We start from the raw sequence: 24,094 nt of genomic DNA on the forward strand, positions 1-24,094 counted from the left end.
TTTAAATCGGATCTGATTAGTTATGATTCTTTGTATTGATGTTGGAAACTCTCATATTTATGGCGGTGTTTTTGATGGTGATGAGATAAAGTTGCGTTTTCGCCACACATCTAAAATAAGTACCTCAGACGAATTAGGTATCTTTTTAAAAAGTGTTTTGCGTGAAAATAATTGTTTACCAGAATCCATTAAACAAATTGGCATTTGTTCCGTTGTTCCTCAAATTGACTATTCTTTGCGTGCAGCGTGTGTTAAGTATTTTTCTATAGAACCCTTTTTATTACAGGCAGGAGTTAAAACGGGATTAAATATTAAGTACCGTAACCCTGTGGAAGTTGGCGCAGATAGAATTGCCAATGCAATTGCAACAACTCACCTTTATCCTAATCAAAATTCGATCGTTATTGATTTTGGTACTGCAACTACTATTTGTGTTATCAGTGCGCAAAAAGCCTATATGGGCGGGGCAATTTTACCAGGAGTTAGGCTCTCAGTAGATGCTTTGTCCAAAAATACTGCAAAATTACCAGCAGTAGAAATAATAAAAATAGAAAACCCAATAGGACGTTCAACTATAGAGAGCATACAATCAGGGGTTTATTATGGTGTTCTTGGTGCTTGCCGTGAGTTGATTCAACGTATGATTCAAGAGGTTTTTGGTGCAGAAAAGACGTTAATCTTAGCTACCGGAGGATTTGCGTCATTATTTGAGAAACAAGGTTTGTATGATCATTTGGTTCCTGATTTAGTGCTGCAAGGAATACGTTTGGCTGCTTTGATGAATAATTGATTCTGGTGAATCATTTTTACTCATATAAGATAATGATTCAGTTGCAACTCAACAAGCCCAGAATTCGCTTTTTCAGACTACATTGTCCATTTTATTTTATGGGTTTCACCGCTTATCAATTGACTGGCAGGTTTATCAATTTTCTTTGAAAGTTGTTGGTGATGAATTAAATCTTTCAAGTTATCTGCGGGGTGTCTACTCAATGCCTCTTTGAGCTTAATATCATAAAGTTCTTTTAATCCAGATAATACTTTTTTATGGGCTTTTGAATCACTTGATTTACCTTTAAATAAACTAAATCCTTCAGGCATAAAATTTTTGGGGGTACGGATAGTATTTTTCTTGATTTCCATATATAAATCATTAAGTTGCCCCATTGCAACTAATGGATTTTTACTTAGTTTTTTATTTAAGAGCTGTTTAAATTCTTCATATTGTTCTAAAATCAACTCAGATTCACATTTTTTAAGAAATTTCGTAGGTTGGACAATATTTGTATGGACGCCATTTTTCATTAAGAGAACAGATAGATGACAAAAATTCTTTGATAAGGCACAATCCAATGTTGTTGCGTTGTTTCCATCTGCCGTTTTTAAATTTACCTTTTCTTTTATAGATAACATAGTTAACTCAATAAATTTTTCTTCTGAAAATGAACTGTAGGAATTGAGTGCCTCATGCAATGGATTTCTGCCGTTAGAATTTCTCTCATGGAGCAAAGCTCTCTTGGTATTTACCAGCTCTTGTATTATCGGTAACTCACATCGCCCCATTGCATGATGCAAAATATTATTCTCAAATTTATCTTTATGGTCGAGACTCGCCCCTCTATCCATTAATATTTTTGTTATATTATAATCTCTGATTGCACTAAAAATAGGAGTTTTATTCGAACCATCTTCACGATTAATGAGAAGTGGATTTTCGTCTGTTATTATTTTTATCAAATTTACCCAATGAGCTGGATTTGAATAAAAAACAAAATGTAATATTGAGCTATTATCATTACTCGTTAAGTTAGAATTAGCATGGTGTTTTAGCAAATATTTAGTTATTTTTTCATTTCCATTTTGGACAGCTAACATTAATGCTGTCTCATTTCTTTCTGTTAATGGAGCATTTATATCGAATCCGGCGTCCAAAAATTTTTTAATAATAGTCCTACTTCCTAGATGAATCGCTACAAAAAAAGCTTCTGGATTTTTTAAAATTTGTTGATTTTTAGCAATGATTTTTTGGAATGTGCCGATATCATTCCGATTCATTATCATTTGCAAAAGTTCATGGCTAATATGTACATCAGGATTCAATAGCTTTTCTACAGTAGTGAAATGCTTATTTTGATAAGCTAAAGTTATTGCAGAAGCGCCTCTGTTATCTAATGTATTTATTTCAATATTGTCGGTATCCGTTAAGGTATCTATGATTCCGTAGCTGCCAAATTCAGCAGCATAATGAAACGCAGTTTTTCCCTGTTTGTCTTTCATGTTCAATATTTGCATGGAGTTCTCTTGAGTCAACAAAGCAGACATTATTTTTCCCATTACTTTCATATTTCCAAATTCCGCAGCGTAATGGAGAACAGTCTTGCCGTCTAAATCCTGAATTGATAAGTCTGCTTTTTGAGCAAGAAGTTCCTCGAGCATAGCACTATTGTGCATCAAAATAGCTAGTTGAATAGGAGTTCTACCGACATAGAGTGGAGGAGCTCCTTGATCGATACATTGATTAATTTTAGATTGATGCATTGATACAAGTGCTTTTATATCATTCGGATCACTAAAATAAGCTGCTCCCCTATGAAGTGGATATTCATTAGATAATGAGGCAGTACAACTTTCTGCCTGCTCGACGACCAAACTTTCTTGTGATGGTAAAAACTCAAGGCTTTGAATCATAGAGAAAGAAGGACTATCAAGCATTTCCTTAAACTTAGTTCCGTTTTCTTTAGTTGAGTTATATCCGTATAATGAGATACCTGTTTCATTATTTTTAATAATTTGCATTGTATTGAAAATTGCTTCTTTTATAATAACTGCTAATTCATTAGTACTATATAAGTCAAAAACATTCGGTTCATAAAAAGTTGCTGGTGGTAAGCCTTGTTGCATTAATAGGATATTCAATAAATTATTTACAAAAGTTCTGCCATTCGCATCTCTAAAAGGATGCAATACCTCATATTGACGAATATGTTTGGCAATAACTTGTAGTTTTTCGTCAACTGTTTTGGCTTGCTTAATTTCGTTATTATAAGATTGAGTAATTGCTTCAAGGAAGAACTCCACATTTTCTCTTACTGCAAGATAGAAGTGACTCGTAACACTATGACCATGGTTACACATATCTGCATAAATGCTTTTAGCGAGCTCGGGAATTTGTTCTTGTTGTAAATCTTCAAAATAGTCTTTATCAAACTTTGGCGCAAACATTCCTCCCTGTCCTGGGCCAAAACTTGCTTTACTTTTCCTAAGAAAAAATAATTGCAAGAACTCCTCAATTCCTTTGATTGATGCACGATTAGCAGGAATTCCAAATGACACCGGTTCAGTGGTTCTAGGTTCACCTGGATTTTTATCCGCTAATTCTTCTACTTTTCGACCGCATTTTTTATGAATGCTCTTTATTAAGTCAACGCTCAGCTCAAAATCTTTATCTGATTCCTCAATTTCTAACGCAGTAGAGCATAAGCTTTCTAAGGCAGCGCTAAGGCTACCAGGCTCTCTCGATTCATAACCTTGCCAACCATTTTCTTTGACCCAAAAACGTCCATCAACAAATAACCGCCATACCTCTTCAGATGGATAGGATTTTAGAAAAAATAGACCAGGTAGCTTAGCCATGATGTACTCCCCCAAGAAAAATATGCTTTTTTTTAAACCCAATTGATTTAATTATAGCTTATAGGAGTAAGGTGAATGGCAGGGTATATGAGAATGAATATGGAACGACATTATCTTAAGAGCAGCATATAGACTTGAAGAAGCATAATTGTGTATTTATGAAACATATTGCGCTCTATTTGTTTTGTTTGGCAATGATTCTTTGTGATATACTATTAATTTGATTCCGAATAAATTAGGTAACTTTGGTGAAAATTGTTTAAGGTAGCTATCATCTTTTAAAGCCGCTTTTTATCATGGAAAATAGTTTTGATTTGAGAGAGTAATAATATGAGAGATAAAGTTATCACAAGTAAAAATTCTATTTTTGCTCCCTCAATTTCTAAAGACAACTCTATAGATTTAGTAACTTTCTTATCAAAAAGATTTTATTCTGTAAATCATAGCCACAACAGTGCAATTATAACCGGTTCGAGCCTTGCTTATGGGGGGGAGGATTTGGAACATGATACTATACTTGATAGCGCTGGGGTTTCAATAACCAAGAATAAGCTTGGCGTTATTAATGGTGCAAGAGTTGCAGTCACTGATGGTTTGGGTGGAGGGGTTGGTGATCAAGAAGAGGATAATAATATTCATAAAGTAGCTTATTCTACTTGTGAAGCATTTTTAGATAGTAAGAAAAATATAGATGCGACACTCAATTTGATTAATCTACCAACTTCTTCTTCCAGAAAGCTTATTAAATTAAGACCAGAAGATGCGCATGCTTCTATGGCTGCTTTTATCTATAACTATGATTCAAACAAAGGCTATTCAGGTGAGTTTGTCAATGTTGGTGATGGGTTAATTATTGTTTTAGATAAACAACTAAAGATGAAACATACAATCTGCGCTCGTCATATTTATCGGGGATTCGGTCAATGGACACCCCCGTCCGTACAAATGCTAGAATCAGCTCCTGATAGAAACAAATTAATTATAAAACAAACATTGGAGCTTGATGAAGGTGATATCATAGTTTCTATGACAGACGGAATATGGGGAGAGTTCGAATCCAATTTGATTTCTCAGACTACAGAACAACGTGATATAGCAATCGATCGCCTTACCTTCGAAGCTCTCTTTGACCAATTAAAGGGTAAGCAAAATCCTTCTACCTTTGAAATAGCTGAGCTTATTACGAGACAAGCAATGTCCAAAAGCTTGGAGCGCAGAAAAATCCTGTTAAAATTAATTGATGACATCGAGCAAGAATGCTTTCCACAAAAAGAGATTAAAACCATCAAGGAGGTATTAGACTACTGTGCTAATCATGGAAGAGTAGAACTAGCGAATACATTAAAATCCATTCTTTTTGAGCAAGGCATGAATGATGGAGTAGTTTATTTTATTGATAAAGTTGATCAAATCCCTCTTGACATAGTGATGCAAGATTTAACCGGTCGTTGTGTTGGCGATTGTTCAACAATTAACGTTACTCGAGTTCCTCATCATTTAGATGAACTCGTACGATGTTTCATAACCAATCCTGAGAATCACCGAACTTTAGCGACATTTCTTAAAGCAGCTATCAAATCGGAGCTTGATTTAAAGGAGACGTTTGAGCGTCTCGCCCTTGAAATGAGACAGATTGAGGTAGAGTCTAACTTTTCTGAAGCAATTTTTGAACCTGTGTTTAAAAAAGAAACGCTTAATAAGGCACAAAAACTCCTAACACATTATTTTCGTATATCGACACATTTGGACAGTGAGCGAAGTTATGAGAAAAGGTTAACTTATGTAACTAGATATTTAACTCAAGAAGCAGTTCTGGAGAAAAATGATATTGACTCATTATTATCAATGTTACATAGCCAGATTAAGCCTAAAATAGCATTCAAAACGTTCTTTCAGAACCAAAACAAATTATATAATAAGTTTCTTACCGAAATTGCAACTGAAATAGATAGTGCTGAACCATGCGGTAAGCAATGCAAATAGGGTAAGCTCAGGTTGATGCAGCTGTCCGTTCGACCATGATTCACCATCCTCCTCTGTACTTTTTACCCTGTTCTATCTCTGCTGAATACTATTCCCTATTGGAGTTGTTTTTAAATAAGTCTTGCAACTGCTTTTTCTATAAATAATCAATAGACTTCTTTCCAAACTCTACTGTAGTGGAGAGTTGCTACGTTGATACGGTGCTCGAATCCTCATGTACTGGCGTGTACACTCCAGTTCTGTGCTCCGTTTCTCCTTGCACTTCCCTCACTACAGCAAGCCTGGAAGAAAGCCTAATATTTATTCATATAGATTTTTTTTAGTCAATTATTTTGTCAGTCATAAATAAATTAGTTAAAAAGTGGATTTTTATCTTGACGCATGGAGAAATGTGTTTCTATAGTGTATAAAAGTGGAGTAGAATAATAAAAAAGTGGAGAATTGTGGGGGAATGAAAACCCTCACATAAACAAAGCCATGTTTCGTGGAATAAATGCCATCACTATCGATACAAAAGGACGCTTAGCTATCCCTACGCGTTACCGATCTGCGTTGGGGGCTGATGAAAAAATTCCTTTAGTGGTGACTATTGATACTGAAGAAACATGCTTGTTGCTGTACACCTCAGCTCAATGGCAGATAATTGAGGATAACTTGCAAAAACTACCTAGCTTTAATGCAGCTGCACGAAGAATACAACGTTTATTGATTGGTCATGCAACTGATGTCGAAGTTGATGCAAATGGACGCGTGTTACTGCCAACAGTTTTGAGAAATTATGCACAGTTGGAAAAAGATGTAGTGATGATAGGCCAAGGAAATAAATTTGAAGTCTGGAATAAAGATATTTGGGAAACTCGGCGTGAGCAATGGTTAGCTGAGGAAAGTTCTGGAACTTCTGGTTTACCTGATGAAATGAAAACGTTTTCTTTGTAATGGAAACAACTATGGCAACACATCAATCCGTATTATTGCATGAATCAATAACAGGCTTAGCCATTAAAAGCAGTGGCATCTATTTTGATGGCACTTTTGGGCGCGGTGGCCACAGTAAGGAGATTTTGCGTCATTTAAATGAAGAAGGGCGTTTGTACGCTATAGATAAAGATTTGGATGCCCTAGCATATGCTAAAGAACATTTTGACCAAGATAAACGGTTTCATATATTTCAAGGCTCTTTCGCAAGAATTCAAGAATTTGCAGATGAAGTGGGTGTATTGGGAATGGTAGATGGGATTTTACTTGATTTAGGGGTTTCTTCACCACAATTAGACAATCCAGAAAGAGGTTTTAGTTTTCTACAGCTAGGTCCATTGGATATGCGTATGGATAGGTCTCAGTCTCTGAGTGCAGCACGTTTTGTTAATGAAGCAGAAGCAGATGAAATGGCTGCTATTTTTAGACTTTATGGGGAAGAACGTTTTGCTGGACGGATAGCCAAAGCCATTGTTGCTGCAAGAACTACTGCTCCTATTTCTACGACTCTGCAGTTAGCAGAAATTGTAAAAGAAGCAAATCCAAAATGGGAAAAGCACAAACATCCTGCAACACGCGTATTTCAAGCAATTCGAATTTACATTAATCAAGAACTCAACGATTTAAAAAGCTGTTTGGAGCAATGTCTTCATGTTTTAGCACCCAAAGGTAGATTGGTAGTGATTAGTTTTCACTCTCTTGAAGATCGAATTGTCAAACAATTTATGAGGAATAAAGAAGTAGGCGCTCAACCACCTCCTGAAGTACCCATACGTTACGAAGAATTAAAAACAAGTTTTAAAAGAATAGGTAAGGCCATAATGCCGCAAGAAAACGAAGTAAGTAAGAACGTCAGGGCTCGAAGTGCAGTACTTAGAATAGGGGAGAAATTAGCATGAACGCTGCAGCGAAAGTAATTAACCAAGAAGGTACTTTATTTAATGGTCAACTGGCAGATATACATATGTCTAAATCATTATACATGCTGATTATATTATTAGTAGCTGTATTGATAAGTGCGTTGGCTGTAGTTTACAGTACCAATTCGTATCGTGTGACTTTAAGTCAAGTGGAGCAACAAGAACAACTCACTCACTATTTGCAGCTGCAATGGGGGCAATTACTTTTGGAACAAGCAAGCTTGGCTACTCCAGCTCGCGTAGAAGAGCTTGCTAGCGATAAATTACAGATGGTGTTACCTACCTCTAAAAATTCTTACTGGTTGCAGGCTCAGCAGTAGAAGTTTTTATTTCAAACGAGTACCATTGCCACAGGTTATAAATGGTAGATATCCATGAAAAAATCAACCCATTTAAATAGACTTATCATTGTATCTGCTTTTTTTTCGTTGCTTTTACTCATTTTGGTATTGCGTATGATTGACTTAACTGTACTTCATCGGCAATTTCTCCAAGGTCAGGGTAATGCACGAAGTTTACGGGTAGTAGATATTCCTGCCCATAGAGGGATGATCATGGATAGGAATGGTACTCCTTTGGCAATTAGCACTCCTGTAGAATCAGTCTGGGTCAACCCTAAGGAATTTGCTCCTGACAAAGAGCAATTTATGTCTTTGGCAGCCTATTTAAATTTTACTCCGCCGCAATTAAGTCGCAAAATAGTAGATGCTGAGAATAAAGAATTAGAATTCGTTTACTTACAAAGACAATTACCTCCTCCTTTGGCAAAGCAAATAAAGGCGCTTAAAATTCCCGGTGTCAATTTTCAAAAAGAATTTAAACGTTATTATCCTGATTCAGACAGTATGTCGCAGTTGATAGGTTTTACAAATGTAGATGATCAGGGGTTAGAGGGAATAGAATTAGCCTATCAGGACTGGCTGAAAGGAGTAGTTGGTAAAAAAAGAGTAATTAAAGATCGTTTAGGTCGAATTATTGATGAGTTAGGAGTTATTAAAGAACCACGTCCTGGACGTGACATGACCTTAAGTATTGACAGAAGATTGCAGTATTTAGCATACAGTGAATTAAGTAAAACTGTTGAAGAGTTTGCTGCAAAATCTGGTTCTGTTGTGGTAGTTGATACTGAAAATGGTGAAATTTTAGCTATGGCTAATGTTCCTTCGTATAATCCTAATTCACGCGGCCGTTATGATAAAGATACTTATCGGAATAGGGCTGTTACGGATACATTTGAACCAGGATCTGTAATTAAGACTTTCAGTATAGCCAGTGCTTTAGAAACAGGATTGTTTACACCTTCAACCATAATTGATACAAATCCTAGTTGGATGGTTGTTCATGGTCATGCGGTACGAGACATTCACAACTATGGTGTTTTGAATGTGACGGGAGTATTGCAACACTCAAGTAATGTTGGTGTAACAAAAATGGTTTTAGCAAGCCCTCCAGAACAATTAATAGGATTATTACAGCGTTGTGGTTTTGGTCAACGCACAGAAAGTACTTACCCTGGAGAAAGTGAAGGTGGAATTGTTAATGCCAAAGATGCAAATCCTTTCGTTTTGGCAACGTTGAGTTTTGGGTATGGTTTATCGGTAACTGCATTACAATTGGCTAAAGCTAACATGATTTTCGCAAATCAAGGAAAATTGATTCCAGTGACCTTACTGCATAATGATCCTCCAACTCCTGGAGTACAAGTAATAAAACCTGAAACAGCACAACAGGTTCTATCCATGATGGAAGTAGTTATGAAAGATGGAACGGGGCGCGCTGCAAAAGTACCCGGGTACCGTGTAGCTGGAAAAACTGGAACGGCTCGTGTGGCCGGAAAAGATGGGTATAAAGATAAAAAATATACTGCAAGTTTTGTGGGTATTGCTCCAGTTTCAAAACCTAAATTTGTTGTAGTTGTTATAATCCATGAACCTTCTCGAAAGGGTTATTATGCTGCTGCGGTTGCAGCTCCTTTATTTACGAAGATCATGTCAGGAGCATTACGATTGTTTAATATACCTACGGATGAGTTGGTGGGGTAAATTGGGTTTCGAACGGAGTTAATTTTAGGAACTAGTTAATGAAACTTTCACAATTATTAGAGCCTTGGATAAAACAAACAATAACTGACTGTATGATTACTGGTCTAGAAAATGACAGCCGTCAGATTCAGCCAGGAAATTTGTTTATAGCTTATGCAGGTTCAGCTGCTGATGGTCGTTTATTTATAGATAGGGCTATTAGCTCTGGGGCAGCTGCAGTCGCTTATGATCCTGCTGATTTCCCTAAAAACTACATATTGCCTCAATTAGTTCCTTGCATTCCTATTCCAGAATTGTCAATACAACTTTCTAATATTGCAAAACAGTTTTATAAAGATCCAGGATCTTTTTTAAATATAACTGGAGTGACCGGGACTAATGGGAAAACAACAATTGCTTATCAATTAGCCCAGGCACATCATTTATTAGGACAAAAGACTGCATATATAGGTACTATTGGTCAAGGTAAGGTAGAGGAATTAAAATTATTGAATAATACAACACCTGACTCTCTATGCTTACAAAAATTATTACATCAGTATAGAAATCAAGGGGTTAGACAAGTATGTATGGAGGTCTCTTCTCATGCATTGGCACAGCATCGCGTCGATGCTCTTGAATTTAAACAGGCTATATTCACTAATCTAACTTTAGATCATTTAGACTATCATCAGAGTATGGACAATTATGCTTCGGCAAAATCTCTATTATTTGCTAGGGAGTCTTTGGAATGTGCCATTATAAATCAAGATGATCCTTATTATAAGGTTATGGCTGCTGCAGTTAAACCACAAGCAAGAAAATTAACTTATGGGATATATCAAGATTGTGATGTCAAAGTTAAAAACTGGTTGATGGATATTTATGGCACGGAAATCGAAGTGTACTCACCTTGGGGGGGGCATCAAATAAAGATAAAATCTTTAGGACAATTTAATATTTACAATAGCTTAGCTATATTTAGTAGTTTGTTAGCTGCTGGTTACGTTCCTGAACACGTGGTTGATGTGATGACCCAATTAAAAGCTGCTCCTGGACGTATGGAAATTGTTGCTCATTCACCTTATGTATTGGTTGATTATGCCCATACGCCCGATGCTTTAGAGAATGCGTTAATGACTCTAAATCAATTAAAAAAAGGGCGTTTATGGGTCGTATTCGGCTGTGGTGGCGATAGGGATAAAACTAAAAGACCAATAATGGGAAAAGTTGCTGATAAGTTGGCTGATCAAATAGTCATTACAAGTGATAACCCACGTACAGAAGATCCTGAAGTAATTATCAATGAGATAATACAAGATGTTCCCATATCCTCTAAAACAATTCGATTAGTAAACCGTGAAGAAGCTATTGCTTATGCTTTAAGTAAAGCAGATGAAAATGACGTTATTTTGATCGCGGGAAAAGGACATGAGTCATATCAGCAGATTGGTACGGTGAAATATCAATTTTCTGATCAAGATGTAATTCGAAGATTAATCCAAAAATAAACTATCAAGTCCCGACTGCAATAGTCGGGGCATTTATATATGAAGTGCTTTTTACATGAATTGTTTGAATCTTATTGGAGAAACTTCAAAATAATCTTTGATAGCAATTGCCAAAATATTCGGGTTATGTGTTTGATAGACGCAAATTACATCACCGGTACGGGTATCAACACGTCCTGAACCACTCATGGTTGATAAAATTTCATTGGTTATTTCTATCGTTTCTCTCTCTGAGCTTGCTTTTACTGGTCCAATAGCGAAGCCCCAACTTGAATCTGTGTTGTAATTGTGAACTGAGTAGCCAACATAATGATTTTTTTGAAAATCGATTCTTGAGGCTTTATTGATTCCTACTTTTTGGATCTCACTGAGATCAGGACATACTACATCTTGGGCAAAAGCAGAACCAGCAAAAATTAAAGTAGCGGTAAAAGAGGCTAACTTTGTTCCTACAGACATTATAAATACTCCTTTATTTTTGTAAAAAACCGATAAGAGAGTATCATTTGATTTGCTAATTTACAATGAACAAATTTAGGCTTAATGACATAAAGCTATGGATCGATTTTTATTTATAGCCCATTAATAATCTAGTTTTTTTATTGCAAATTGAGTCCATGGAATACTGACAAAAATCATGACGATTTTGATGATGCCTGCGTAACTCTATGAATGCAGATTTTTTATCTACAGCTTGTTTTAAGCACGATGTTTCCTCAATTGGGTTATAAATAGTTAAAACTGATTCATGCCATAATTTATTTTTTTCCAAATGAATCGTTTTTATTATTTGGGGATGAAAAAATTGAGGTAGAGGTAAATTCGCAATTTTGTGTAAAGATGCGCTAACCATAGCTATCGCAGCATATTTTGCTTCGACACTGTGGCCTGCTATATGGGGTGTACAAAGTATCGCTTTATCAATAATGTGTTTATCAATTGTTGGCTCATTGAAGTATACATCAGTGCAATAAATCAATGGTTTTTGCTGATTAAGTAGCGCATTCTCATCTACAATTCCTCCTCGTGCAGCGTTAATAATGATGCAGCCAGGTTTTAATTGCATAAGAAAATTTTGATCGATTAAATGTTGACTAGGAAAAGGTTGATTGTCATGCAGTTCTGCGTGAATGCATATAAGATCGGTTTGATACAAGTCTTCTAAAGAGCAACTTTGAAAAGTGGGTTCGTGCATCGCCTTTAGTGGATCATAGCTAAATACTTGGAAATCAGCTGCTTGTAATCGAGCACTGACTTGTGTTCCCACTTTACCTAAGCCTATTACACCTGCTTTATGACCTTGGATAAAATGGTGTTGTTCCAGAAACGCAAGACAAGCAACGACGTAATCTGCAACAGCTCGTGCATTAGAGCCTTTGGCATCTATAATTTGAATCTGTTGAGAGTTTAACCAGGCGTGATCTAGATGATCAGTGCCACTGCTTGCAGTAGCTACATATCTTAAAGAATGATTTTCTAATAACGTTCGATTTACTTTTAGAGTGGATCGACAAAGAAGTACATCCTGTCCAACAAGTAAGTGAGCAAGTTCATCAGGATGATAATAACGGGTTACACTAAAAGGCTTAGGAAAAGCTTGCTCTAATCCTGGAAGCGAAGCATCGGCTAAGATGTTCATATATTAAAAATGGCACTAAGTGAAATTAACCCTAAATTGATCAATGGCGTTAATATGAAACCTAGAGCTCCAGTAAATACCAAAATAAGCAGAATAATAAAACCATAGGGTTCTATTTTTTCATACGCCAGAGCTTGTCGAGGACGTAATAGACTGCTTACTACTCGGCTACCATCTAGTGGGGGAATAGGAAGCAAATTTAAAGCAGCTAAAATCAAGTTAATTAACATCCCAGCTTGAGCTGTGGCATACAGAAAAAGTACAGGCATCGAAGAGCTAGGATTGAGCATTAGTGAAATTTTATAACAACCGGCCCATAAGAAAGCCATAAAAATATTTGCAAAAGGTCCTGCAAGGGTTACTAAAATCATGTCGCGACGGGGGTGACGCAATTGATTCCAGTTTATTGGGACAGGTTTGGCATAACCAATAACAAAATTAAATTGAGTTAGAATACCAACTATCAAAGGAATCATCACCGTACCTATGGGGTCAATATGGCGTATGGGGTTTAAACTTAAGCGGCCAAACATTTTTGCAGTAGTATCTCCGCATCGATAGGCAACAAAAGCATGAGCTGCTTCATGTAAGGTGATAGCAAGTAAAATAGGAATGGCCCAAATACATACTTTTTGAATTAAGGTAAATTCTAACATTAAAAATAACTCACGATAAAAATATTCTGATTCTAACGAATTGTGGCTTGGAATAACAAATAAAAAAGGGAAAATTTTATTTATTCTTTACAATAAAATAAATTGGCCCATGCCAATAAGTCCAAATAAGAACCAATAAGTTGTTTGATTGATCTTGAAGTGATAGAATGCAGCCGATTAATACACCTAGGAGAGAAAATGCCAACGTTAAATCCATTAACACCTGAAATGAACGATGCTTTAGGTAAGATGAGTACTCTGGTACCTCAGTATAATTCACTAGCTGAAAAAAGCAAAAGTGAATCACTACGGGATAATCAAGATGCAATGCAATATGTTGACTCTGTAATAAAAAGATATAAGTCCATTAAAGCAACTTCTCCTACCACTGTTGATTTACAAAGTAAAAAAGAGTCGTTCCTTTCTCTATTGAAGCAACATGTTGCAGAAGTCGGTGTGATGTCATTTTCTAAACCAGGAGATGTAGCATCTCGACTGAATGAAGTTGATTTTTCTGCTGAGTCAATTGATCAAATTACTAAGGGTATGGAGCAAGCCGGATTAAATGACGACGATCTTGCCACGCTTGTCACATCAGTAGTTACTAGTGAAACTTCGTTACTGTCTGGTAGCCATCATCATGGTCATCCTTCAGCATACGGCCATTTTCATGGTCACCGGTAATTAGTTTAACGTCAGTTCGATATAAAGCTTTATAGTCGAACTGTTTTTTTTAAACTAGCTCCCGTATAAACGCTGCGTATCCCTGTTTTCTCTGGGGACAAGCGTTACGGGATAACGTTCGGTTAGCGTCATAAAAGGCATTTATATACCTTTTTATGTCGAACTCACGTTAGTTTATTAGGAGTATCATCATGTTAGTGATGAATGACTGTGCTATTGATCCAGGCGATATTTTGTTTGTGGTTACTAATAGCAAAAAGCCCTTGGCTCTATTCAAGCAAGCAGCACAATCACTAACAACTTCTCGGAGCAAGCACGGACATAGAGAGGTTATTTCTGTTTTTGTTTGCACCGAAAAGAATAAATACGGTGTAATATGTCATAATTTTGAGCGAAAACTTTCTTTATCCCCAGAATCCTTTATTAAAACCTTACAAGAAAAGACGGTAGAAGAGTTATCAGTACTGCTTTTAAATTATTGTACTAAAGAATTTACTGCTACCCGAATCAAGGAGGCACTTGCAGCTGGTCCTCGCTGGATGAAGCGGTTGGCTAAAAACATGAAAGGAACAGAAGATACCGAGGAGCTTATCAAACAATTCCTTTCTGCATCAAAAGAGAACAAAAATCGATTAATACAATTATTAGTTACTTTCTGGCGAGCCTCAGGACAAGCTGAAATTCTTCCCATGGTTAATTCAAGTTTATTACTTTTTAAACATACTGATGGTAAAACAAGACAGCAATTTCTTGATGCGTATTTAGAACAAGTGAAGCTTACCGAAAAACTTCATGCACAAGGAAAAGCACGAACTAGTCTTTGGGTTCTTATCAAATCGTTTTTTAAAGGATCAAACCAAGATAAGAAAGATAGAGAAAAAAATCCCCCTTCAGAGGCTACTTATTGCTCACGTAATCTAATGCAAGTTCTGAATCAAGTAGATCCTAATTTGGTCGATCGCGGTAGACATGTTTTACCAAAAGCTTTGGAGGCCGGTTTTAGAGAGGCAACAAAAAGAAAAATACAGGTAGAAAGCGCGGTTAATCAGCAGCAATTCGATGATTTTGAGAATATGATTGCTGCACAAGAACAATTACTTCCACCATTTACTTTGCAGATCTTACCTGCTTCAGGTCGAAAGCTAATGAGTACTTTGTTAGCGGTAGTTGATGATGAAATTAGACGGATTGAAACCAAATGGTGGGCTAATGAAGCGGACAAGAAAAAAGCATCTGATTTGAAGAAGCTTCTTTTACCTTTCCGTGATCCTAAACTTCAAGCATATCCCGTTAATTTGCAGGTTGATATTGGTTTAGAGCTTATTGCAACATTGCTTCCTACGCTGCAAAGAAAAACGGGGCTTTTAGGAGAATGGTTTCCAGCAACCTCATATTCTCATGTACGTGCATTTGCACGAACTCAAGGTATTTTTGATGGTGATATTCGTGAGGCAATAGAGAAATTAAAAAGTAAACCTTCAATTATAGAAGAAAAGCATACTCAAGAAGAGGAGCTTGAGAACTCTAAAACCTCTTCAAAAAGTCAAATATACATTTTTGCGGATTGGTCATTCTCCAGCTGGTCAACAAGTAAACGCGAGCTTTTACTCGAGCATATGATTGGATTGCTTGCTGCAGGGCATTCTTTATACACTTGGGAGAATAGACAACTGGTTAAAATGAATAAAGAATCTTTGCAAAAAGCCATCAATGGAGAGAATTTTGATGACTTGTTGGCTTCTAAGTTGATGCCAGCAACGAGAACTACACTTTCTCAACAAGCAGAACAGCAAAAATTAGATACAACAAAGGTGCACTTTCTTGACTATAAAGCGTGTCAAAATTTAGTGAATGATCGTGAGTCGCTTGCCATGAAACTCAATAACGTTGCGCCGTTATTTGCAACAAAACTTGATGATTATCATTTGGGACAAGCCAAGCAAGATATCATTGATATAGAGATTGCAAATGTCGAAAATCATGAAATAGAGCGAGTCGAATTACAACAACTAAAAGAGCAGATAGCGGCCCAAAAAAATGTGAAACAAAAAAACTACCAAAGTGGTATTGATACTAAGGCCTTTGTTGCTCAACCTCAATACAGAAAACCTGTATTTAAGCCTGTTGATTTAATTACGTTGACTCCATCAAGTAAGTATTATCGTAATGAAGTATATTCTGATTTAACTGTTAATGAGGCTCCATCCTCGCCATTCCAATATTTCGAATTATTAGGAATGAACGCTACTGAAAATCCAGTTCATTGTAAGTATAAATTTCATTCTAAGGGTATAACAAACACGCTAATAAAAAAAAGGAAAGAAGAGTCAACATTGACATTATTTGAAGGAGAAAAAAATGTTTGCCTAACAAGAGACTGGCAAGCTTTACCTTCGTTAGATCCGAATGAGACTTTAGTCGATGTTGCAATTAAAGGATTAAAAAAAGATGATTTTGAAATTAAATATTCTCAAGAAAATCATCTCTACTATATTCGGTTAACAAAATCCAAAGCAGTTCCTATAGATGCTACGATTAATTTACTGCTGCGTATGCCAAAACATTATCGTTCAAACCCTATATTTAATACGTTAACAAAGAATCCTGAACATCAAGAGATTCATCACTTATTAATGAAATACCTGAAGTTTGGTAAAGACCATGGAAAATTACGCGATTCTATCGGTGTTACGATTCATAATGGTCATGAATATCTTAATGAGGCACGAAAATTGAGTATTGGAAGTTGTCGCTTAAGAGCTATTGCATTTAAAGAAGAAATGAAGCGTGTACATCCTGAGGTTCCTGTTTCTGTGGTTGTTAACTCTGATCATTGTTTTATTGAGATGAAGTTGGACGGATTGTGGCAAAGATATTGCCTTGGTGGATATAGGGATACTCCGAGTTTTATAGAGTCTGTGAAAGAGGATACCTTGACATCGATAAGATCTGATTCTAGAAAAAATCGGTTTTTTACCGAAAAAACAATAAAATCTCAAATTAACGTACCTGTTGAGCAAGCTGCAATGGTCAATTCGATTTAGTCTGAGAAAAAAACTTGATGATGTGATGTATACTAGACATGATTTACTGGATGATTACAATGGATTAAAAATAATAAAGTGATAGGGATATGTCATTAATTAATAAGATATTAGGAAAGCCACTTACTTTAAAAGCAAAGAAGAAACAAGAGCTATCTATTTTAACAGGAATTCCTGCATTAGGACTGGATTCTCTATCTTCTATAGCTTATGGTCCAGAAGCAACACTCACCATTTTGTTGCCAGCAGGAATAATAGGATTACATTATTTTTTTGCTCTTTCGCTATTAGTTGTCCTTGTTCTTATATTTTTGTATTTTTCTTATTTGCAAACAGCAGCGGCTTATCCAGAAAGAGGAGGTGCTTATGTTGTTGCTAGTGATAATTTGGGGAAAAAATATGGTTTGGGTGCTGCAATTTCATTAATGCTGGATTATTTATTGAACGTTACAGTTGGAATATCAGCTGGAGTTGGTGCTCTAGTATCGGCAATTCCATCGTTGCATCCTTATACACTTACATTATGTCTAGCTATCTTACTGATGCTCACGGCAATTAATTTGCGAGGTCTTCGCGAAACAGGAACGCTATTTTTGAGCCCTATAGTTATTTTTATATTATGCATGTTAATTGCAATGATCATTGGAGTAGTGGATGTTTGGATAAATAACGGACATCCCTATCCTGTAAATACTCCCCCAAAAATAAAAACGAGTTCAAATGAAACATTAACGTTTTGGATATTGTTAACTGCTTTGGCTTATGGTTTAACTGCTATGACAGGGGTTGAAGCTGTTAGTAATGCGGTATCTTTATTTCGTAAACCGAGAGTTAAAAATGCACAGTGGACATTAACTATAATTGTTGGTACGCTTACCTTGTTTTTAATATTTATCGGTTATCTTTGTCCTGCTTATCATATTTTAGCTATGGATCAGGAACAACCTGGCTATCAAACTATACTGTCACAAATAGTTGAGGCCACGACGGGAAAAGGTGTTTTTTACTTTATTTCGATTGCTAGTATTTTTTTTGTTTTAGCTTATTCGGCGCAAACCAGTTTTTCAGGTTTTCCGAGAATATGTCGTTTACTTGCTGAAGACAATTATTTACCTTATTTTTTTGCTGAGCGCGGTAGACGCTTAGTTTTCTCAGCCGGAATTATCATTTTGGCAATTTTTTCTGCCGTCATTTTAATTGCGTTTAAAGGAATTACGAATAATCTGATTCCATTATTTGCTGTTGGCTCTTTTAGTGCTTTTCTGTTTTCCCAGACTGGCATGGTAGTATATTGGTTTCGAAATAAAAATCGCCAAATTGGCTATAAATTAATAATAAATGCATTAGGTGCTGTAATCACTGCAGTCGCACTTTTGATTATTATAATTACAAAATTCATGCAAGGTGCCTGGATAATTGTAATGATAGCACCTACATTAGCCTTTTTAATGTACCGTATAAAACGTCATTATGAAAAAATTGCTCTTGAAATTCAAAATCCTATAGCGATTGATCCTCTTTCACTAAAGCATCCTATAGTGATTATTCCAATTCATGGTTTGGATTTGATCGCAGAAAAAGCAATTCAATTTGGGATGTTACTCTCAGATGATATTACAGCTGTTTTTATCGATGCGGGTTATGAGGATGTTGAACGATTGAAGCAACTTTGGCATGAAAAAATTGAGGTACCAGCCAAGAAGGTAGATAAAGAGATTCCCAAGCTTGAAATTATTAAATCGCCCTATCGGCGTATTTATAAACCATTATTAAATTTTGTAAATAAAGTAAGAAAGGAAAGGAAAAATGAACTTATTGCGTTTATTATACCTGAATTAGTAGAACCCAAGTGGTATGAGCATTTATTGCATAATATTCATGCAACAGGGTTACGTGCTTTGCTTTTTTTAGAGAGAGATCCTCGTACTATTGTAATTACAGTACCTTGGTATCTACGTTAATAAAATAAGGATTGATTGATGACACAATTCGAAAAAACAGTCTATTTTATGAAAAAACCTTGGGTTATTTTTCTTTATGCAATTTTTGTTATTATAGCCTATCATTTTGTTGATAGGTCTTTGGCAGCCTATTTTCATCAGTTGGATCTTGGGACTAAGGTGCCTGTATTAGAGATATTCACCGCTTTAGGAAAATCAATTGCTTATATTATTTTATTTTTTATTGCAGGATTATATTTTCGTTACATCCGGATTAATCCCATAAATGAAGCAAGGTCTTGGTATTTGTTGGGTTGTGTTTTTATTGCGAATTTGGTGTGTGTGATTCTGAAAGTTACTTTAAGCCGTGCTCGTCCTGAGTTATTGTTTTCAAGTCATGAGTTTGGGTTTTATTGGTTTAAATTAAGCAGTAATTATTGGTCTTTTCCCTCAGGACACACAACAACGGTTATCAGTTTAGCAACAGGATTAGGAGTGCTTTTTCCGCGTTATTTTTATGGTTTACTAAGTCTTGCATTTTTAATTGCTTTATCAAGAATTTTGTTATGTTTTCATTATTTGAGTGATGTAATGAGTGCCTTTTATATTAGTGTATTAGTAGTTAGCTTTTTTACTGAATATCTTAGAAGGAAAGTTGGTTCAAAAAAATGGGTGGTATTGTTTGGAGTGAAACCACAATCTGAGTTTTAACAGTATCGATCTATAAACTAATGCAAAGGAGTGCTGATGACTATAGAGACTGAATTAAAAACTCTGGTTAGTATATATACCAGTTATGATGAAGAAAAAAAAAGTTATTTGAGTCCTTTGAATAAAGAAATCCTTTTACGTTTAGATGCTGATTTTATTAGATTAATTAATAAGTTACTTCTAAAAGATGGTCCTAATAAGGCAAAGATTCGAAAAAATTATAAAGCACTAACATTATATTTTCATCCCGATCGTGCTCATACATTTAGTCCTGAAACCGCATGGATTGAGCAAAATTTATCCGAAGGTCGTAACGATGGAGCATGTTTTAAAACATTAATGCTTTGCTATGAAAAATTAACTTCACCACAGGATTTTAAACCTATTCAGTTTGATGAGATTACTACGCGCGAAGATTTAAAAAAGTGGTTAGAAATGTTAAAGAATCGCTCGAGAACTTATACTGAGCGTAATTTTTATGCCAGTCTTTTAAGTTTATTAAATGAATCAACAGGCTATTTTGATGAAGTAGGTAAGATAAAACTAAAAGGAATACGCGCTCTAATCTCGTTTCTCCCTATGGTGTTTATCAGCTTTGGAACTTTTGTTTTTGCAGAAGAATTATTTGCTGTTTATGCGCTTTATTTTGCTTTATTAAAAAGCGGACAATTTTTGGAGAGTAGTCAATCCAAGGAGTTACAAAAACTAGGCGAAACATTACAAAAGATTACTGCCGTGACGGCAACAGCAACAACTACCTTATTGGTTCGTTTGATCGAAATGACTTTTTGGGCAACGCGTCAATTTTATGATGCGAGCCTACAAATTGGCTCGGTTCTTTTAACTCCTCTTATTGCCGTATCTTCGACTGCAAAGTATCCCTATGAAGAGCCCAATGAAGCATCAATATGCAAAGAATTGGTTCTTGCAAGTCAAAATCAGAGTAATTCTGAAAATTTTACAACGCCAGAATTAAAAATGATTGCAGCCCCTATTGAATCGTATCTTGGATTATTAGAACAACAATTTTTTAAAAATTGGCGAGCCGGAGGAGCAAAATCTCGGGCGTTGCAAGCATTTTTACTGCGAATGCGTGTTATCGATAAGGATACTGATTTAAAAGTAGAAGATAAAATAAATGCAGCTTCTAATATGTTATTATTAGTGAAACAAAATACAAATGTTTATGTTGAAGGAAGTAATACTGCTTTAGCGGTTGATCGAGCTGAGCGGGTGATCAATTTATTAAAGGGAACTATGGTGAATCAGCTGGCTTTGACGACTATTAATATTTAGAGGTAGGAAACAAAATGCGGATATCTTAGTGCAGAAAGTCGAGTTATTTTGACCAGCATAGTAGATTTATAAACAGACACTACGGTAAATTTTGCTTAAATTGTTACTTCCCCTTGAATTAGATACCGTATCTCTGGCAAGATGCGTTAGTTTTGATTTTCCAGTGAGGAATTATGAAGATTCTCGTGGCAGTGAAGCGTGTAATTGATCCTTATGTAAAAATTAGGGTTAAATCGGATAATACCGGAGTTGAAACACAAAATATTAAAATGGCAATGAATCCATTTGATGAAATTGCTGTTGAAGAAGCATTACGTTTGCGTGAAAAAAATTGGGCAACAGAAATTGTTGCAGTGAGTATAGGTGGAGACAGTTCCCAGGAAACACTTCGCCATGCCTTAGCCTTAGGTGTTGATAGAGCAATTTTGGTACGATCCCAAGATTCTTTTGAAAGCCTAAATATCGCTAAAATATTAAAGAAAATTATCGAAGATGAAAAACCAGATTTGGTATTAATGGGTAAACAAGCTATAGATGATGATAGTAATCAGACTCCACAAATGCTGGCTTCTTTATTAAATTGGCCACAAGCTACTTATGCTTCCAAAGTTGAACCAAGTGGTACTCTTGTTCAGGTAACTCGTGAAATAGATGGAGGATTAGAGACTCTCAGCGTGCGTTTACCTGCTATTGTGAGTACTGATTTGCGTTTGAATGAACCGCGATATGCGAGTCTCCCAAATATCATGAAAGCAAAAAAGAAACCACTGGATATATTGGAATTGGAAAATATAGGATTGTCACTTAAAAAACACATTGAAGTATTAAAAGTTACTGCGCCCGCAACTCGCAGTACGGGTGTAAAAGTTGAATCAGTGACTGAGTTATTAAATAAATTACAGCATGAAGCCAAGGTGCTTTGATAAGGAGAAGTGATGAGCACTTTAGTACTTGTTGAACATGATAATAAAATAGTACATCCATCTACTAGTAATGTTTTAGCCGCAGCATTAGAGTTGGACGATAAACCAACCTTATTAGTAGTAGGGCATGAATGCAAATCGGTAGCAGAGCAGGCCGCATGTCTTGCAGGAACCCACGTTGTTTGGTGTATTGATAAACCTTGCTACGAGCATCCTGTAGCAGAACAAATAAGTGATACAGTGCTTTCATTTGCACATTCATTTGAAAATATATTAGTTGCTGCCAGTACTTACGGTAAAAATATTGCACCACGCATTGCTGCACAATTGGATGTAGCTCAAGTTTCTGATGTGAGTAAGATAATTGATGCCCATACCTTTGAACATCCAATCTATGCAGGTAACGCTATAGAAACAGTACGTGTTTTAGACTCCATCAAAGTTTTGACAATTAGATCAACAGCATTTAACCCAATAACTGTTCACCAAGAGACTTGTCATATTGAGCTCATTGATAAAGAGGTTTTGAGCGAAGGAACTCAATTTGTGAAACATGAATTAAGTAAATCGGAAAGGCCTGATTTAGGTAGTGCTAAAATTGTTGTTTCGGGTGGTCGTGGTTTGCAAAGTGCCGAGAAATTTAAGCTAGTCGAAGAGTTAGCTGATGTTCTTGGAGCCGCTGTGGGAGCATCTCGTGCGGCAGTTGATGCAGGTTTTGTTCCTAATGATTATCAAGTAGGACAAACTGGAAAAATAGTTGCACCTTTGCTCTATGTTGCTGTGGGTATTTCTGGTGCTGTACAGCATTTAGCCGGAATGAAAGATTCCAAAGTGATTGTTGCAATAAATAAAGATGAAGATGCGCCTATTTTCCAAATTGCAGATTATGGTTTGGTTGGCGACTTATTTGAATTGGTACCACAGTTAATCGAACAATTAAAAAATCGTTAGAGGGGAGAAAGTATGTTAGTAGGTGTTCCAAAAGAAATTAAACCCCAAGAAAATCGTGTGGGGCTTGTGCCTTCTAGTATTAGGGAAATTGTACGAGTAGGGAGCTCAGTTATTGTAGAGAAGGGTGCTGGTTTAGGGATTGGTATCTCTGATGATGATTATCGCCATGCGGGAGCTGAAGTTGTTGATACTGCTGATGAAGTATATTCTAGGGCGGAATTAATCGTAAAGGTAAAAGAACCACAGCCAATCGAATGCAAGCGTCTTCGTGAAGGACAAACTTTATTTACTTATTTACATTTAGCCCCAGATCCCCATCAGACACGTATGCTTAAAGAATCTGGTGTTACAGCAATTGCTTATGAAACAGTTACCCAAGATGATGGTGGTTTGCCATTATTAACTCCTATGTCACAAGTTGCAGGTCGCATGTCTATTCAAGCAGGTGCGCATTGTTTGGAAATGGCTCAAGGAGGCAGTGGTGTTTTATTAGGCGGTGTGCCTGGAGTTGCTGCTGCCAATGTAGTGGTTATTGGCGGCGGGGTAGTTGGTACAAATGCAGTACGTATGGCCATGGGTATGGAAGCACGAGTAACCGTACTTGATCGTTCTTTGATGCGTTTAAATGAATTAGACTTTCAATTTGGTTCTAAAATTAACACAGTTTATTCTACTGCAGATGCTATAGAAAAATATGTTGCTCGCGCTGATTTAGTGATCGGAGCAGTTTTGGTTCCTGGAGCAGCAGCACCTAAATTGGTAACTCGAGCTATGCTTCGTTCAATGCGTCCTGGATCAGTTTTAGTGGATGTTGCTATTGATCAAGGTGGATGTTTTGAAACAAGTCGCCCCACGACACATCAAGAACCAACTTATGTTATTGATCATGTTGTTCATTATTGTGTTGCTAATATGCCAGGCGCTGTACCAAGAACTTCTACTTTTGCTTTGAATAATGCAACCTTGCCTTTCGTTTTAAGTATTGTTACTAAAGGTGTGAAGCTAGCGTTACTAAACGACAAACACTTACTCAATGGATTGAATGTTCATCAAGACAAAATTACTTTTGAGGCTGTTGCTCGTGATTTAGGTTATGAGTACACACCTGCAGCTATAGCATTAGCTGGACGATAATCTTAAGTCCACTATCTCATGAACCGTAAGCGTTCACGCCTCATGCAGCGAAAGGCTGCATTTGGCGCAATCT

Annotated in this window: 19 protein-coding genes; 15 read left to right on the forward strand and 4 right to left on the reverse strand. The window is 36.3% G+C overall.

Annotation, left to right across the window (positions count from 1 at the left end; all coding sequences use genetic code 11):
* Positions 1 to 22: 22 nt before the first annotated feature.
* The gene (locus tag Lgra_RS14705) at positions 23 to 790 is read left to right on the forward strand and encodes a type III pantothenate kinase (RefSeq protein ID WP_058500014.1); all 768 of its coding nucleotides are present in this window, start codon (positions 23 to 25) and stop codon (positions 788 to 790) included.
* A 77-nt stretch (positions 791 to 867) separates the two neighbouring features.
* On the opposite strand, the gene ankX is transcribed toward Lgra_RS14705, so the two are convergent.
* The gene (gene ankX, locus Lgra_RS14710; protein ID WP_058500015.1) at positions 868 to 3,633 is read right to left on the reverse strand and encodes a Dot/Icm T4SS effector AnkN/AnkX/LegA8; all 2,766 of its coding nucleotides are present in this window, start codon (positions 3,631 to 3,633) and stop codon (positions 868 to 870) included.
* A gap of 330 nt (positions 3,634 to 3,963) precedes the next feature.
* Here ankX and Lgra_RS14715 point away from each other — a divergent pair, with 330 nt between their 5' ends.
* The 6 genes from Lgra_RS14715 (at position 3,964) to Lgra_RS14740 (ending at position 11,043) form a co-directional block, all read left to right on the forward strand.
* Entirely contained in the window at positions 3,964 to 5,616 is a 1,653-nt protein-coding gene (locus Lgra_RS14715; protein WP_058500016.1) for a PP2C family serine/threonine-protein phosphatase, read from the forward strand.
* A gap of 477 nt (positions 5,617 to 6,093) precedes the next feature.
* Complete coding sequence (gene mraZ / locus Lgra_RS14720; protein ID WP_058500017.1) at positions 6,094 to 6,552, forward strand: division/cell wall cluster transcriptional repressor MraZ; 459 nt, start codon at positions 6,094 to 6,096, stop codon at positions 6,550 to 6,552.
* A gap of 11 nt (positions 6,553 to 6,563) precedes the next feature.
* Positions 6,564 to 7,490: a 16S rRNA (cytosine(1402)-N(4))-methyltransferase RsmH gene (gene rsmH, locus Lgra_RS14725; RefSeq protein ID WP_058500018.1), complete on the forward strand. Its 927-nt coding sequence runs from the start codon at positions 6,564 to 6,566 to the stop codon at positions 7,488 to 7,490.
* Positions 7,487 to 7,831 carry a cell division protein FtsL gene (gene ftsL, locus Lgra_RS14730; protein WP_058500019.1) on the forward strand — a complete coding sequence of 115 codons (345 nt, stop codon included), beginning with the start codon at positions 7,487 to 7,489 and terminating at the stop codon, positions 7,829 to 7,831. Before rsmH ends, ftsL begins: the two co-directional genes overlap by 4 nt.
* A 54-nt stretch (positions 7,832 to 7,885) precedes the next feature.
* Positions 7,886 to 9,553 (forward strand): peptidoglycan D,D-transpeptidase FtsI family protein, encoded by a 1,668-nt coding sequence (locus Lgra_RS14735; protein WP_058500020.1) that lies wholly within the window; start codon positions 7,886 to 7,888, stop codon positions 9,551 to 9,553.
* 38 nt (positions 9,554 to 9,591) lie between these two features.
* A complete protein-coding gene (locus Lgra_RS14740; protein WP_058500021.1) occupies positions 9,592 to 11,043 on the forward strand; it encodes a UDP-N-acetylmuramoyl-L-alanyl-D-glutamate--2,6-diaminopimelate ligase in 1,452 nt (483 codons plus the stop codon).
* Between the two features lie 51 nt (positions 11,044 to 11,094).
* Here the strand turns inward: Lgra_RS14740 and Lgra_RS14745 are convergent, their stop codons facing one another.
* The 3 genes from Lgra_RS14745 to Lgra_RS14755 form a co-directional block, all read right to left on the reverse strand.
* Positions 11,095 to 11,502, reverse strand: coding sequence for a DUF4949 domain-containing protein (locus tag Lgra_RS14745; RefSeq protein ID WP_058500022.1), 408 nt, complete (start codon positions 11,500 to 11,502; stop codon positions 11,095 to 11,097).
* Positions 11,503 to 11,611: 109 nt separating this feature from the next.
* Positions 11,612 to 12,682 carry a 4-phosphoerythronate dehydrogenase gene (locus tag Lgra_RS14750; protein WP_058500023.1) on the reverse strand — a complete coding sequence of 357 codons (1,071 nt, stop codon included), beginning with the start codon at positions 12,680 to 12,682 and terminating at the stop codon, positions 11,612 to 11,614.
* A complete protein-coding gene (locus Lgra_RS14755) occupies positions 12,679 to 13,338 on the reverse strand; it encodes a site-2 protease family protein (RefSeq protein ID WP_058500024.1) in 660 nt (219 codons plus the stop codon). The genes Lgra_RS14750 and Lgra_RS14755 overlap by 4 nt, the downstream gene beginning before the upstream one ends.
* Positions 13,339 to 13,536: 198 nt before the next feature.
* Between Lgra_RS14755 and Lgra_RS14760 the strand changes: the two genes are divergently transcribed.
* The 8 genes from Lgra_RS14760 (at position 13,537) to ald (ending at position 24,021) form a co-directional block, all read left to right on the forward strand.
* Complete coding sequence (locus Lgra_RS14760; protein WP_058500025.1) at positions 13,537 to 14,022, forward strand: hypothetical protein; 486 nt, start codon at positions 13,537 to 13,539, stop codon at positions 14,020 to 14,022.
* A 191-nt stretch (positions 14,023 to 14,213) separates the two neighbouring features.
* Positions 14,214 to 17,066: a hypothetical protein gene (locus tag Lgra_RS14765; protein ID WP_058500026.1), complete on the forward strand. Its 2,853-nt coding sequence runs from the start codon at positions 14,214 to 14,216 to the stop codon at positions 17,064 to 17,066.
* Positions 17,067 to 17,155: 89 nt separating this feature from the next.
* Complete coding sequence (locus tag Lgra_RS14770) at positions 17,156 to 19,027, forward strand: APC family permease (RefSeq protein WP_058500027.1); 1,872 nt, start codon at positions 17,156 to 17,158, stop codon at positions 19,025 to 19,027.
* Positions 19,028 to 19,045: 18 nt separating this feature from the next.
* A complete protein-coding gene (locus tag Lgra_RS14775) occupies positions 19,046 to 19,717 on the forward strand; it encodes a phosphatase PAP2 family protein (protein WP_058500028.1) in 672 nt (223 codons plus the stop codon).
* A 36-nt stretch (positions 19,718 to 19,753) separates the two neighbouring features.
* A complete protein-coding gene (locus Lgra_RS14780; RefSeq protein WP_058500029.1) occupies positions 19,754 to 21,013 on the forward strand; it encodes a hypothetical protein in 1,260 nt (419 codons plus the stop codon).
* Positions 21,014 to 21,186: 173 nt separating this feature from the next.
* The gene (locus Lgra_RS14785; protein WP_058500030.1) at positions 21,187 to 21,936 is read left to right on the forward strand and encodes an electron transfer flavoprotein subunit beta/FixA family protein; all 750 of its coding nucleotides are present in this window, start codon (positions 21,187 to 21,189) and stop codon (positions 21,934 to 21,936) included.
* 12 nt (positions 21,937 to 21,948) lie between these two features.
* Positions 21,949 to 22,887 (forward strand): electron transfer flavoprotein subunit alpha/FixB family protein, encoded by a 939-nt coding sequence (locus Lgra_RS14790; RefSeq protein ID WP_058500031.1) that lies wholly within the window; start codon positions 21,949 to 21,951, stop codon positions 22,885 to 22,887.
* A 12-nt stretch (positions 22,888 to 22,899) separates the two neighbouring features.
* Positions 22,900 to 24,021, forward strand: a complete 1,122-nt coding sequence (gene ald, locus Lgra_RS14795) for an alanine dehydrogenase (RefSeq protein ID WP_058500032.1) — start codon at positions 22,900 to 22,902, stop codon at positions 24,019 to 24,021.
* Positions 24,022 to 24,094: the final 73 nt, after the last annotated feature.

The sequence above is a fragment of the Legionella gratiana genome (assembly GCF_001467695.1).
Lineage (GTDB): Bacteria > Pseudomonadota > Gammaproteobacteria > Legionellales > Legionellaceae > Legionella > Legionella gratiana.

Excerpts from the sequence above, each read along its gene's own strand:
- Lgra_RS14705 (WP_058500014.1), top strand. The coding sequence starts at position 23 with ATGATTCTTTGTATTGATGTTGGAAACTCTCATATTTATGGCGGTGTT.
- ankX (WP_058500015.1), bottom strand. The coding sequence starts at position 3,633 with ATGGCTAAGCTACCTGGTCTATTTTTTCTAAAATCCTATCCATCTGAA.
- Lgra_RS14715 (WP_058500016.1), top strand. The coding sequence starts at position 3,964 with ATGAGAGATAAAGTTATCACAAGTAAAAATTCTATTTTTGCTCCCTCA.
- mraZ (WP_058500017.1), top strand. The coding sequence starts at position 6,094 with ATGTTTCGTGGAATAAATGCCATCACTATCGATACAAAAGGACGCTTA.
- rsmH (WP_058500018.1), top strand. The coding sequence starts at position 6,564 with ATGGCAACACATCAATCCGTATTATTGCATGAATCAATAACAGGCTTA.
- ftsL (WP_058500019.1), top strand. The coding sequence starts at position 7,487 with ATGAACGCTGCAGCGAAAGTAATTAACCAAGAAGGTACTTTATTTAAT.
- Lgra_RS14735 (WP_058500020.1), top strand. The coding sequence starts at position 7,886 with ATGAAAAAATCAACCCATTTAAATAGACTTATCATTGTATCTGCTTTT.
- Lgra_RS14740 (WP_058500021.1), top strand. The coding sequence starts at position 9,592 with ATGAAACTTTCACAATTATTAGAGCCTTGGATAAAACAAACAATAACT.
- Lgra_RS14745 (WP_058500022.1), bottom strand. The coding sequence starts at position 11,502 with ATGTCTGTAGGAACAAAGTTAGCCTCTTTTACCGCTACTTTAATTTTT.
- Lgra_RS14750 (WP_058500023.1), bottom strand. The coding sequence starts at position 12,682 with ATGAACATCTTAGCCGATGCTTCGCTTCCAGGATTAGAGCAAGCTTTT.
- Lgra_RS14755 (WP_058500024.1), bottom strand. The coding sequence starts at position 13,338 with ATGTTAGAATTTACCTTAATTCAAAAAGTATGTATTTGGGCCATTCCT.
- Lgra_RS14760 (WP_058500025.1), top strand. The coding sequence starts at position 13,537 with ATGCCAACGTTAAATCCATTAACACCTGAAATGAACGATGCTTTAGGT.
- Lgra_RS14765 (WP_058500026.1), top strand. The coding sequence starts at position 14,214 with ATGTTAGTGATGAATGACTGTGCTATTGATCCAGGCGATATTTTGTTT.
- Lgra_RS14770 (WP_058500027.1), top strand. The coding sequence starts at position 17,156 with ATGTCATTAATTAATAAGATATTAGGAAAGCCACTTACTTTAAAAGCA.
- Lgra_RS14775 (WP_058500028.1), top strand. The coding sequence starts at position 19,046 with ATGACACAATTCGAAAAAACAGTCTATTTTATGAAAAAACCTTGGGTT.
- Lgra_RS14780 (WP_058500029.1), top strand. The coding sequence starts at position 19,754 with ATGACTATAGAGACTGAATTAAAAACTCTGGTTAGTATATATACCAGT.
- Lgra_RS14785 (WP_058500030.1), top strand. The coding sequence starts at position 21,187 with ATGAAGATTCTCGTGGCAGTGAAGCGTGTAATTGATCCTTATGTAAAA.
- Lgra_RS14790 (WP_058500031.1), top strand. The coding sequence starts at position 21,949 with ATGAGCACTTTAGTACTTGTTGAACATGATAATAAAATAGTACATCCA.
- ald (WP_058500032.1), top strand. The coding sequence starts at position 22,900 with ATGTTAGTAGGTGTTCCAAAAGAAATTAAACCCCAAGAAAATCGTGTG.